Here is a 12,703-nt window from a genome sequence, read left to right on the forward strand (position 1 = left end):
TTCATCGCTCCTCGCAACGACGGCCGATGCTCAAATTTCCGGCTTCGGTCGCACATCTCCTCCGATGTATGGCGGCTCCGGCATTTCCACTCGGCCTTCGAGTTCGATTCGACCGATGGAAGGTACTTTCGCTCCAAATCACACGACAGCGGACGGAAAGCTTTGCATATCGGTCAATCCGTTGACGCACCCCCAAGCCAACAATCCCAAGATCATCGAGCAGATTGTGCTGGTTCAAAACATTTGCGGTCAATCGATCAGGGTTCGGGTTTGCTACGCGGGAAGTTCCGACTGCATTGTCGTTCCGCTCGCAGGCTACCAGAAGCTGCAGAGACTACTGGGGATTGCGGCCGGATCAACGAACTTTCAATTTGAGTATCGCGAACTCTATTGAGTCGTTGATTCAGACGAACACCCCTGGTTGAACGCTCACAAGAAATGTGCGCGTTGCCGCTTGAACCAACGCCACCGCATTCGGGATCGCCAAGATGGAACTGATGTTTCCGCGTTCACACGCGCTGCCTGTAACGATCTTGTTATCGCCGCATCAAAAACGCACGACTAACCAATTGCTGCCCCGATTTGCTCGCTTCATTGATATCCAGCAGCGAAAACGCTCGCGGTCGCGAGCGGGCGTACTGCGCGTCAAGCGATCTTGGTCTGTGCGGGCACAACTCTTGCAACGGCGGGGCGTGCAGTTCTTCAATGCGCGTGCTCGATCGTCAGCAAGCCTTGACCGAACTTCGTCGCAGTTGATTCAGCACCTTCACTCACGTTGACCCTCGCGCACATGTCCCATCCCACCCAGGCTATTGTATTCGGAGGCGCAGGCTTCATCGGTACACATCTGATGACGCGAATGCTCGCTTCCGGCCGCTACGACCGTATCGTCTCAGTGGATATCGGGAAGCCCAGGGCGTGCGTCGAAGGCGTCGAGTATGTCCATCATGATGTCCGTGAGCCAATCGACCCGAAGCTCGGTGGCGGGGTGCCTGCCGACATCTTCAACCTGGCTGCGGTCCATGTCACCCCGGGTCATCCGGACGGCGACTATTATTATACAAACGTGCTAGGTGCGGTGCACGTCTGCCGATTTGCGAGAGACACTGGCAGCCGGAATGTCATCTTTACCAGTTCGATATCGGTCTACGGTCCGACGGAAACCCCACTTACCGAAGATGCGACGCCAGTCCCGGTCAGTGCTTATGGACGTTCCAAACTCTCGGCCGAAGCAATCCATCGTCTATGGCAGTCGGAGGACCCGGACAGGCGGCTTACCATCGTGCGCCCCGCCGTCATCTATGGGCGCTACGAGCGAGGCAATTTCACGCGATTGTCGAGGCTTCTCGAAAGGCGGGCCTTCATCTATCCCGGCCGCACCGACACCATCAAGTCGTGCGGCTACGTGAAGGACCTGGTCTCGTCGATGCTCTTCATGGCGTCTCGCAACGACAGTCTGTCGATTTACAACTTCTGCTATGAGCACCGTTACACCATCAGCGAGATTTGCTCCGCCTTCTCTCAAGCTGCCGAATACCCCAAGCCGACGATAACGATTCCGGTATGGCTAATGAATCTCGCCGTGCTTCCATTCGAGGTGCTGCAGGCTGTCGGCATCAAGACCGGCATCAATCGTGACCGGATCAAGAAGTTGTGGTTTTCTACGAACATTCTGCCGAAGCATCTGATCGCAAGCGGGTTCAAATTCGACTACGATCTGGCAAGCTCGCTTGTGGATTGGAATCGGGAATCCTCCATCAAGGATTTTGATTGAGGTCCCGTTGCTTGATCTTTCGAGTGCCCGATCGATCGGGGATTCACCGTGGAACTGCGAAGCCGACCCTCGCCACCATAGTGGATGCTCCGAAACCGGACTCGTTCGCATTCCGCCGTCACGTGCTCAGTCGCAACCGCGAGACCGGATTCGCCTTGCCTGTGGCAGTTGCAAGATCCTCATGCTTGTCCGTCACACTCAGGTCGATATTGCATTGCAGAATTCGAGGCCGGTCGGACCCTGTCCACCGGCTCGGCACGTGAGATTCGTGGAACCCTGCCCAATTCGTGGGCGACCCATGATCTTCTCAGGCGGCGTAATTCGTCTCGATCTTGAAAGTCGCTTTTTTGGCAGAGTTGACGGAGATGGGCATTGTGACGATTTTGCGGCGAGCAGCACCGACAAAGGGCCGGCAGCGTTGCCGAAACTTCTCTGACCAACAACGTGTCGAACGACCTGGCTAGGTGTTTCGCCGAGAGCCTCGATGGCACTGGTCAACTCTCGAGCGCTGCGACGTCGACCACCACATCCGACGTGTCGAATTCTTACCAGCAGGAACTTCTACGTGACACTTTAACGTTCACGAGTTCAGCCGCGGCACGGCCAGCCTGATGCCGCATTCACAGAGATTTAAGTAGGCGGGCCGGATGCTTCAAAAGATCACATCTCGCGAGATTGAAACCACCGCACCGGAGGCTCCATCGCTGGAGCAGACCATCTCCTCTGCGCTTGCGCTGGTGAGCCGCCAGTATCCAGTGATGATTTTCACGCTGCTCCTGTGCATCTGTCTTGCCGGCGTTTACGTGTTCACGGCGCCGAAGCGATATACCGGAACGGCCATCCTGATGATCGACAGCCGCAAGATGCAGGGCCTGCAGACGCAAGCGCCTGCGAGCGGCGCAGACAACCCGATCGACTCGGCGATGGTCGACAGTCAGGTCGAACTTCTCAAGTCCGAGGCGATCGCCTCCAAAGTCATCAAGGACCTGAAACTTGCGGAGTCGGCAGACTTCATGAGCGACGGTGGCGGATTGCTCAGCAGCATCAGTAGCGCGATTACCGGAATATTCTCCGAGTCGACCCCGCCCACGGAAGAGCAAATACTGCGCGCGGCACTCGCTCGCTTTGCGAGCGGCCTCAGCATCAAGCGCGTCGGCGTGAGCTATGTTATCGAGATCTCCTTTCAGGCATTGTCGCAGGACCTGGCAGCACGGATCGCCAACGCGGTCGCCGACGGCTATATCGTGGACTCGTTGGAATCGAAATATCAGGCCTCGAGACGGGCGGCGGTCTGGCTGCAGGACCGATTGAAGGAATTGCGGTCGCAGGCGTCTTCCGCTGAACGCACCGTCGCGGATTTCAAGGCCAAGAACAACATCGTCGACGCCGGCGGGCGACTGCTCACCGAGCAGCAACTCGCTGAAATCAATACTTCGCTGACGGCTGCGCGTAGCCAGCGTGCGGAGGCACAAGCTAAGCTCGAACGCATCACCGCGATATTGAATGCGGACACCGACGATTCCAAGGTCATTCTGAATGAACTGGCGACTGTGAGCGAGACGATGGCCAACCCGGTCATCACCAAATTGCGCCAGACCTATCTCGAGTACGCGGCCAAGCAGGCCGATTGGTCGAACCGGTATGGATCGACACATCTGGCGGTTGTCAATTTACGCAACCAGATGCGAGAAATCCGACGCTCGATCATTGACGAACTGCGACGCACGGCCGAGGTCTACAAGAGTGACCTTGAAATTGCCAAGGCGCGCGAGGAGTCCAGCCAGAAGAGCTTGAACGATACGATCGCGGTCTCGAATAATACCAGCCAGGCCCAAATCATCCTGAGGGATCTGGAAAGCAACGCTCAGAGCGCTCGCGCATTATCGGACAACTTCCTGCAACTGTACATGGTCTCGGTTCAGCAGCAGTCGTTTCCCGTTACCGAAGCGAGGGTGATCAGTCAGGCCGCGTCGACTCTTCCCAACAAGACGTCGCCAAGAACGACACTCATCCTGCTTGCGGCGATTGTGGGTGGGTCGATTCTCGCAGCTCTCGTCGCAATCCTGCTTGATATGATGGATCGCGTCTTCCGTACCGTTTCGCAGGTCGAGCAGTTCGTGGATACCCGCTGTCTCGCTTCGATTCCGGTCATAGAGCAGGGTGCCATCAAAGCGAATTCCGCTCAATCGGGCAAAGCGGCCTGGCGATTCGGCAAACGCGACAAGCCCAAACCGCAGCAGGCATCACCGAGTCACGGGGCATCCGGCACGACGTTGCCACTCCACGGGTCCGCGCCCGCGTTCAGCCACCAACAGTCGCATCGCGACCGTCTGCTTTCAACCGAGGAGAGCGTCGGGCGGCACGTGATCAATGCCCCGTTTTCACGCTTCGCGGAGGGATTTCGGTCGATCAAGCTCGCCAGCGATTTCGCAAATTTCGGTGCAGGGTCCAACAAGGTCCTGGGGATTACCTCCGCTCTTCCGAACGAGGGAAAGTCAACCGTCAGCGAAGCGCTGGCGCAGACCTTGGCGCAAAGCGGCTGCCGTACGCTGCTGATCGATGGCGACATCCGCAACCCCAGCCTCACCGCAAGGCTTACTCCGGCTGCGCAGGACGGCTTAATCCATGTCGTCATCGGCCAAGCCGACTGGAGGGACGTGGTCTGGATCGACCCGCAGACGAATCTACATTTTCTTCCTTGTGCTATCACATCCCGCTTCTCGAATTCGAGCGACCTGCTGGCCTCGCAACAGATGGACGATCTGTTCCAGCAACTACGGCAGCACTTTGATCGCATCGTTCTCGATCTTAGCCCGCTGGCGCCGGTCGTCGACGTTCGGGCGACCAGGGGGCTGGCTGATTCCTATATCCTTGTCATCGAATGGGCGAAGTCGAAAATCGATATCGTCGAGCGCGTGCTAGGCGAAACGCCGGTTGTGCGCGAGCGGATGCTCGGTGCGGTTCTTAACAAGGTGAACGTGTCGGTGATGAGCCGCTACGATACGTACGGCGCAGCCTACTATCGCAATCGATACTACAAGAGGTATGGTTACGTCGATTGACGTCAGATGCTTGATCCGGAGCGGTGGGCAGCACTACAGGGCCCTTGGATACAACATGAATGATTTGGCGCTAGCGCATGTTAGGTCGGCGCTTCTGATGGTGCGCTCAGTTCTGCTCGGTGCTGGTCTCTTGATGACGACGGCTCCTGGTCGAGCCGAGCCGGTGCGTCCGGGCATTCTGAACTGCGGGTCTGGCATCAGCGCCGAGCAGCGTCGACGTTGCGACGAAGAGGCGTTCAAGCAGATCGAGTCCGGCAGCCAATCGACACAGCTTGAGAGCGGATGGCGACTAGTTAAGAGCAAAAATCCAGACGGCGGCGCCGATGCCATTTCAGTGATGCATGTCGTCGATAGTGCCAAGTCGGATACGCGCCTTGCTGGTCTGAGCCTGCAATGCGGGAAGAGTGGCATCGAAATTGTACTCATTGTACTCGAGCCACTGTCCCGCTCGGCGCGACCGAACGTAGCCCTCATAGCAGGAGAGAAGCGCGCAGAGTTCCAGGCATCTGTGATCCAGGGCGGCGTGGCGCTCCTACTACCCGCCGACGCCTCGAAGCTTGCTGCCAGCGACTGGCAGACCGCAAACGAGCTTGCGGTTGAAATTGGGACCACACCGAGCGCGATCCGCGGCGCGGTGCCGATGGCTGGACTGGCGACGGCTCTCCGTTACTTGTCGCAGTACTGCTATGCTCGATAGTTTAGCCGGTCACGGAACTGTCATGCCGGGCGAATCCCGCAAATCGACTGCATGTGACCAGTTGGCAGGCCGCGTGTGATGATGCTTTATAGTGGCAACTATCCGGCCATCCATCACCGAGACGACGGTGGCCTCGCATGCTCGGCTATGCGACGCGTATCAATGTCCCACTTGTGCAATGCTGCACTCCATTCCCGCTTCCACGTCTCACGGTTTTCCGATTGCTCATCGCTTCCTGGCTTTTGATCACATTGCTGGCCGCGACTCCGATCTTGGCCATCACAAGCGGGTCCTTCGCACAGCATGTGATTTCACTTGCTACGGCGTTAATGATGGCAATGGCAACAAGAGGTCCGGAGGCGCAAATCGCGTCGGCCGCGCAGTTGCTGAAGCAATTTCTCCTCATATTCTTGCTTCCGGTCGTCTGGATGACGTTGCAAATCTTTCCGATGTCTTCGCTTGCGAACCCGATCTGGTCGGCGACTTCGATCGCATTGAATCAGCCATCGCTGCCGGGCCGCATCAGCGTTGATACGGGCGCGACGTTGCAAAGCCTGTTCCTCTTTCTGGTCGATGTGTCGCTCCTGGTGTCGACCATCATCATCGCCAGGGATCGCCGTATGGCCGAAACGATCCTGTTCGTATTGAGCGCAGTGACGACCCTCATGTCAGTCGAGCTCCTACTCGGCCGGCTCGATTTATTCGCCGGAATCATTCCCCAATCCGGCGCAGCTACGAACCTGTTTCCGGCAGCAGCCGCTCTTGCGATATTGACAAATGGCGCGCTCGTCGCCCGGGCACTCGAACGCCACCTGCACCAGCAGAACATCCACAATCTGGCCTCGCCCCAACTGTGGGTCGGCGTTTTCTGCGGCCTGTTAGGAATTGCCGTAGCATTCGTCGCACTTGCGACCCTCGAACAACACACATTGGTGACGGCTACTGGCTGCGGATTGATGGTCCTCGTGTTCATAGCCGCTGTCCGGCGCTTGGGATTTCGGTTTTGGCCTTCGGCGCTATTGTTCTTGGTCCTTGCAGCGATCGCCAGCGCGATGGCTGTGCCGCACACTCTATCCGGAGGCTTGGGCCTGCTTGGATTCGTCAGCCTCCCCCCGGAAGCAGTTGCGCCGGCAAAGCACCTGCTCTCTGATGCACCGACGTGGGGCAATGGTCTCGGAACCTTTAGGCTGACTTCGAGAGCCTATCAGGAGTTCGGCGCTGCGCTGGCAGACCCTCCTTCCACCGCGGTCTTAATGGCTGTCGAGGCGGGAAGATTGGCGAGCGCCATCCTGGTGGCCTTCGCCGCCCAGTTCTTCCTCGTTAGCTTTCGCGGCGCCGTTCGGCGAGGACGTGATTCCTTTTTCGCGGCCGCTGCGGCCGCCGGCGTTGTCGTTGTACTCTGCGAGAGCTTTCTTGACTCAAGTCTCTCAAACCCCACGATTCAAGCGATCGTTGCGGTGATGATCGGAGTTGGACTTGCACAATCCGTGGGACGGACCAGTGGCGCCAACCACTCGGCGGCATCCGCGCGACCGTAACATTGGGCATCGAGAATGAGTTCATCGAGCAGATTTCGCATTCTTCTGATGGCGTCGGCCTTGACGGTCGGATCCTATGCGATCGTGTCGGCCGTAGCGGAGGTGACGGCGCGGGGGCGGATAACATTTCCCGCAGATGCGGCCGAGATTGGGGCGCGGTGGACTAGAGACGCCCCCTCATTGTTGGGAACGCGCTCGCCGTTTGGATCAGAGCTGGAGAGCAATTATGCATTGATCGCCGCGCTACAGACAATTGAGTCCGGTCAGCAAAGGGCCACGATCCTGCGATCAATAGCGCCCGATGCTCTCGGCCGGGTCAGGCGGACGCTGTCGATCTCTCCCTACAAACCCGAACTATGGCTGGCACTGGCTCTGCTTCAAGTCCAGCGCGACCCGTACGATCCGGTCGTGGTCGAGGCCCTGAAGATGGCATATTTTGTCGCACCAAACGACGCGCGATTGATGCCGGTGCGGATCGACATGGCGGCCCGCTTCGACGCACTCGCCCTTCCCGACGTCAAGGACCTCGTACGCAATGACGTTCGGCTCATCCTGATTCGCCGACCTGGGTCGAGATCGGCACTGGTGTCCGCTTATCGGCGGGCATCAAAACTGGGCAAGGCTTTCCTTGAGGATGCCGTTGAATCGATCGATCCGTCCTTCCTGGCGACACTGCGCGGTTGAATTCGGACAGGACACCTGATGAAGTGCGGGGAGCTGTCGGCACCAAAACACGAGGCGCGAACTTCGCCCGGAACAAGCACTCGCTTCGCTGCACTCATCCGAACCCAGCCTCACCGGTCGATCTGGGGTGATGCCGGAGTTGACCGCTTCGCTCATAGGTTACAGATCTTCGATCGTTCAGGAAAACGGTTATGATTGGCGCGCTGCCGCGCGTTTTCTTTTCACGATCAATCCTCTTGCGCAATACGGGGGCGGTTGCCGCCGCCGGCGAACTCACCTAGCGCTCGCGCGATCCATAGGTCCAGCGCCAACCGTAGTGGTACGGAGTCCACAAACGACGGTCATTGTCGTAGCCGATGTTTGCGCGGATTGATGAAGGCGGGCGTGAGGTGATCGAGATAGAGTATCTCCGGGAACTCGTCGGCTGAAAGGAGCCGGCTTACATTGCAACAGCGCTGTGCACCCTTTCCTTCTGAGGTTCCGACGGTTAATTTGACCCCATACTCTTGCATTTCGGTGGGACTGGATGACGGTACTTGCCATATTAAGCATCTGGCTACTGCTCAACGTTTTATTCGTGCTCATCGTGGTTCCTCCCCGCGGGGCGCGATCGCGGCTCAACAGGTCAGGAACAATCCTTGCGCCCGTCCCGATCGAAAAGCATCAAGACCAGCTCGATCACAACGAACAGTTCTCCCTTCGCCACGCTCTCGGATCATTCGCAACGGGAGTCTTTTTCGTCCTGATGCCCCGGCTGATCGCAATACGGGAGGCCATCATGCGGCTGTGGAACAGGGCGCGTAGGCATAAGACCTAAAACTTGGTGATTGGCGCGACGGCTGAAGGGCTCCAAAAGGAGCTCTCGCCTCAATCCGCATCTAGCTCAGCGCCTATGAGTCCGCGCCGCGCCGCCAATGACGCCTGCGCTGACCTAGTACGCCTCCTGGGAAATGACGGTAGCCGCCGTGCGCGCCATAATTTTCAGGTCGAGCCAAATGCTCCAGTTCCTTACATACCAAACGTCATATTCTACCCGCTTTTCCATCAGGTCGATGGTCGGCGTTTCGCCCCGGAAACCATTAACCTGAGCCCAGCCCGTGAGGCCCGGCTTCATGTGGTGGCGGTATACGTAATTGCTGATGATCTCGTCATAATAGTTGTCGTGGGCAAGCGCATGTGGGCGCGGTCCGACCAACGACATGTCGCCGCGCAGCACGTTCCAGAGCTGGGGCAACTCGTCAATGCTGGTCATGCGGAGGAAGCGCCCAATCCTCGTGACGCGCGCGTCCCTCTTGGTTGCTTGAGCAATCGAATGACCATTCTCGCACACGTACATGCTGCGAAATTTCCAGATGTCAAACGGCTTGCCGTTGAAGCCGCGGCGCGACTGTCGAAAGATCACGCTCCCAGGCGAATCCAGCTTGATCAGAATGGAGACGGTGATCAGCACCGGCGCCAGGGCCACTAGCGAAAACAACGCCAGACCGACGTCGAGGCAGCGCTTCTGGAGACGTTCAAACACGCTGAGCGGTGGTCGCTGAATCTCGATTGCCACCGTGCCGCTGACCGGCAAAAACGGACGCGATACCAGATCTGCAATCGAGTTATCCGGCAACAGACGGATCGGCTGTGGTACGGCGCGCAGGTGCAGTTCGAGTTGCTGCAACGACGGCAGCTCGTTCCAGTCAACCGCCAACAGGTACTCCTCGACATCTGCTGCACGGGATTGGAGGATGACATCGCGGATTTGCCTCTCCCAGCCGTTCCCATGGCTGTTAGCGGGAAGCACGAAATGGCGAACCACGTCGAATCCGTTCTTGCGCAGGTCCTTGAAACGGCTCGAGGTGAAATCAAGCGGCTTCAGGCTGAGCAGGGCAACCTTGCGATCGACCAATCTGCCCTTGGCAAAGCTCGTGCCGAGCGCCCACTGCCACGCAAAGCGCAGGCTGAGCAACCCAACGCCGCCAACGCCGGTGAAGATAAGGAACGTGCCGCGGGACAAATTGTCCGACGATTTCAATAGAAACGCCGCGACAGCAAGGATTGTCAGTGACACCAGCCAGATGATCACCGCTTTGCGCAATTGCCAGACCAGGCTGAGCAAACGGTGCGTTGCATACACACCCTGAAAATATGCGATCGCAACGAACACTGCGCTGACGATCAGTCCGGCGCCGATGGGCGCTCCGTCTCCAGATGACGGCGTAGCGAGGCTATACAGTTCCGACGCCACCGCGTAGCAGAGCAAGATCAGCAAAAGGTCGGCCGCGATGACGAGAAGCTGAAAGGGCCTCTGAAGAGCCGTGCCCCGTGCGGAGGACACCGCATAGGTGCTTTCAGAACCATAAGTTGCAACAACCATTCGATCCTCTACGTGTGGAGAGTGCCTGGCGGTCATTGTGATGCTGAAGATTTGCCGCTTCCCAGACGAAGGGTGTTAAGTGATCGCAGCGACATTGTGGCGCTGCATGCAAAACTTTTGCGATGCACTGATGCGTCGCGTCGAATGAGAAGTGATAATCCGACGCGCTGAAAATCTCGTCACAGTGCTGACATATCGGCGACGCGCTGCCCTATTTTGAATCGAGTTCCACATCCAACACGATGCTTTAATGCTCGCGCGAGCGCGTCTTCGCTCATCTTTGAGGCGCCGATCCGTTGCGAGACTGCGAACAGTATTTGCGGGAACTTCAATTTCTGACTACGAGGGCATCGTAGGATTTGCATTGAGGCATGCATCTTTGCCGCGCTCTGCAGTTCAGCGATGCAATTTCCACGGACCGCTCTTCGCTCGACCCGTTGCAAACAGGTAGGCAAAAAGTTCCGCCCTTCTTTTGGCGTGATCAAGCCGGAGAACGACGACGCTACCCTATTCACCGCACATTGTTCGCGTCAGATGGGGGAGTTCTCAGGTGCCGGCGACTTGGGGAAATTTTCTCGACCACCTCATCGATTGTGCGCCATGATATCTTTCGCCCGACCACGTCGGCCAATCCACAAGCCGCACCTGCCGGAGGGAATTCGCATCTATGCGATCTCGGATATTCACGGCTGTGCGCACTTGCTCCAGCCGATGTTGCGGGTGATCGACGCCGACGTGGCTCGCAGCCGCCCGCACTATGCGATCGAGGTCTTCATGGGCGATTACATCGATCGCGGCCCGGACACGCGCGCCACCCTCGACATCCTGGTCGAGCGTAGTCGCCGGGGCAATGCGGTCTTCCTCAAGGGTAATCACGAGGCATTTCTGGTGAGCGTGTTCGAAGACCCTTCACTGTTCGCGGACTGGATTGCCGTCGGGGGGAGCCAGACATTGATGTCTTACGGGCTCGCCCCGCCGGACTTGAAGCGCGACGAGCCGACGTCGATCTTGCGCGATTTGATTCGCGCAATGCCGACTGAGCATCTGGAATTCCTGGACAATCTGCGGCTGAGCTTTACGTGCGGGGATTTCTTCTTTGTGCATGCGGGCGTTCGACCGGGCGTGGCGTTATCCGAACAGCAGGAGAACGATCTTTTGTGGATTCGCGAGGAGTTCCTGGAGAGCAAAAAGCATTTCGGCAAATATGTCGTGCACGGTCACACGCCGGTGCGGAACGCCGATGTGCGAAATAACCGCGCCAACATCGATACCGGCGCCTATGCGACCGGCAATCTCACCCTGATGAGCATCCAGGGAAGCCGCATGCTCGCGGTGTGACATCTGGCAACCGCTTGCCATCTGCCAAAGCCTCTTCCGCGACGAGGGTCGAATGGGCCTCGGCGCCCAGAGGTGAAGCGCCTTGCTAATTGAGGACTTGCCTAATTGAGCAAGCAGGGCTTCTGCGGCCGGGCACGCGTCTCGGCCATCCAATCGTTCCAGGCTCGCTCATGCTTGACGTAGAGCTCCAGCCAACGCGCGCCGTGCTCGTTCTGCTGCAGACGACGCTCCTGGTCAGGTAAACCGGCGCGCAATCGCGCATCCGGATTGTCCAGCGTTTCGAACTCGACCGTCTCCGAAATCGTCAGGCCGACGAGAACACGCTGTCCCGCGCCATCCACGATGTATCGCCGCGGAGCGTCCTTCTTGGGTTCACTCATCTCGTCATGCCCCCATTCGTTTCAGTGAGACCCCCGCGTGCCCGCCGACGAGCCGGACGGTGCCTAAAAGGCTCGTCGGGCATGGCCGAATGTTGAGGTGGGAGTCGAGGTCTCACCGGAACTTGCAGCCCTTCGCTGGACGCGCCAAGCACGCAGCGCATATCCCACGATGAGGCCAGCGCCAAAAATGGAAGCGGAGACAAATGCAGAAGCCATGGAGAGTTGTCCCGGATAGTCCGGGGACACATCAAGACCGAGCAGTGTGTCGACATCATGATTCTCGATGGCTCCCGGCGCCGAAAGATTGTTCACGCCTCGACTTCTTGTGTGCATGCAATGCGGTGCCGTGTCAGATCGTCCTTTCCCACCTCTCATCTCGGTCGGCAACGATCACTCTCTCTATATAACGATCACTCTCTCTATATAGAGAAGCCTTTGCGACCTTGCGGGCCGGGCCTTTATCGTCGAACAGGAGCGCTTCGAGCTGACCTCGCCTCCCGCAATGGGAAATTTCGGGCTGATCGGTCGACCGATGCCCTTGCAACCGTCCGGGAGCCGTCGCATTATTTCGCATCGCATTTAGAAGGGATTCAATCCAATGAACTTCCGCGTGCTTATTCCATGCATTGCCCTGTCTGCCCTTGGCCTCACCTTGACGGCATCCGTGGCGCCAGCCGCCGAGCTCGCGCTTGGTCCGGCGCATCATCGGGCGGCTTCCGTCCAAGGCGGAGTTGTGCTGTGGGATGATGTCTACCCGCCCGCGATCTATGGTCCCCAGCTTCGCCCGGTCGAGGAAGTCGCGGCCATGAAGGCGCAGGCACGGCCCGTGTCCCAGCGCTGGTGGGGATACTGGTACGCCTGGTAAATT

The 12,703-nt window shown here is 58.2% G+C and carries 11 protein-coding genes; 8 read left to right on the top strand and 3 right to left on the bottom strand.

Annotated features, from left to right (window positions below; translation table 11 throughout):
- Positions 1-115 precede the first annotated feature (115 nt).
- From ACR9YP_RS37100 to ACR9YP_RS37125, 6 genes are all read left to right on the top strand, one after another.
- A complete protein-coding gene (locus ACR9YP_RS37100; RefSeq protein ID WP_128935719.1) occupies positions 116-394 on the top strand; it encodes a hypothetical protein in 279 nt (92 codons plus the stop codon).
- A 396-nt stretch (positions 395-790) separates the two neighbouring features.
- Positions 791-1,774 carry an NAD-dependent epimerase/dehydratase family protein gene (locus ACR9YP_RS37105; protein WP_370988188.1) on the top strand — a complete coding sequence of 328 codons (984 nt, stop codon included), beginning with the start codon at positions 791-793 and terminating at the stop codon, positions 1,772-1,774.
- A gap of 647 nt (positions 1,775-2,421) precedes the next feature.
- Positions 2,422-4,836 (top strand): polysaccharide biosynthesis tyrosine autokinase, encoded by a 2,415-nt coding sequence (locus ACR9YP_RS37110; RefSeq protein ID WP_091894142.1) that lies wholly within the window; start codon positions 2,422-2,424, stop codon positions 4,834-4,836.
- Positions 4,837-4,891: 55 nt separating this feature from the next.
- Complete coding sequence (locus tag ACR9YP_RS37115) at positions 4,892-5,533, top strand: hypothetical protein (RefSeq protein WP_370988185.1); 642 nt, start codon at positions 4,892-4,894, stop codon at positions 5,531-5,533.
- A gap of 137 nt (positions 5,534-5,670) precedes the next feature.
- Positions 5,671-7,071: a hypothetical protein gene (locus tag ACR9YP_RS37120; protein WP_474218373.1), complete on the top strand. Its 1,401-nt coding sequence runs from the start codon at positions 5,671-5,673 to the stop codon at positions 7,069-7,071.
- Positions 7,072-7,086: 15 nt separating this feature from the next.
- On the top strand, positions 7,087-7,755 hold the full coding sequence (locus ACR9YP_RS37125) for a hypothetical protein (RefSeq protein WP_474218374.1): 669 nt from the start codon (positions 7,087-7,089) through the stop codon (positions 7,753-7,755).
- Positions 7,756-8,686: 931 nt separating this feature from the next.
- On the opposite strand, the gene ACR9YP_RS37130 is transcribed toward ACR9YP_RS37125, so the two are convergent.
- Positions 8,687-10,117 (bottom strand): undecaprenyl-phosphate glucose phosphotransferase, encoded by a 1,431-nt coding sequence (locus tag ACR9YP_RS37130; RefSeq protein WP_370988182.1) that lies wholly within the window; start codon positions 10,115-10,117, stop codon positions 8,687-8,689.
- A 600-nt stretch (positions 10,118-10,717) separates the two neighbouring features.
- Between ACR9YP_RS37130 and ACR9YP_RS37135 the strand changes: the two genes are divergently transcribed.
- Positions 10,718-11,455 carry a metallophosphoesterase family protein gene (locus ACR9YP_RS37135; protein WP_370988181.1) on the top strand — a complete coding sequence of 246 codons (738 nt, stop codon included), beginning with the start codon at positions 10,718-10,720 and terminating at the stop codon, positions 11,453-11,455.
- Between the two features lie 101 nt (positions 11,456-11,556).
- On the opposite strand, the gene ACR9YP_RS37140 is transcribed toward ACR9YP_RS37135, so the two are convergent.
- Both ACR9YP_RS37140 and ACR9YP_RS37145 read right to left on the bottom strand, forming a co-directional pair.
- Positions 11,557-11,835 (bottom strand): hypothetical protein, encoded by a 279-nt coding sequence (locus tag ACR9YP_RS37140; protein WP_370988180.1) that lies wholly within the window; start codon positions 11,833-11,835, stop codon positions 11,557-11,559.
- Positions 11,836-11,898: 63 nt separating this feature from the next.
- Entirely contained in the window at positions 11,899-12,147 is a 249-nt protein-coding gene (locus ACR9YP_RS37145; protein WP_474218375.1) for a hypothetical protein, read from the bottom strand.
- Between the two features lie 352 nt (positions 12,148-12,499).
- Here ACR9YP_RS37145 and ACR9YP_RS37150 point away from each other — a divergent pair, with 352 nt between their 5' ends.
- The gene (locus ACR9YP_RS37150; RefSeq protein WP_370988179.1) at positions 12,500-12,700 is read left to right on the top strand and encodes a hypothetical protein; all 201 of its coding nucleotides are present in this window, start codon (positions 12,500-12,502) and stop codon (positions 12,698-12,700) included.
- Positions 12,701-12,703 lie beyond the last annotated feature (3 nt).

The sequence above is a fragment of the Bradyrhizobium sp. BR14999 genome, assembly GCF_056106085.1.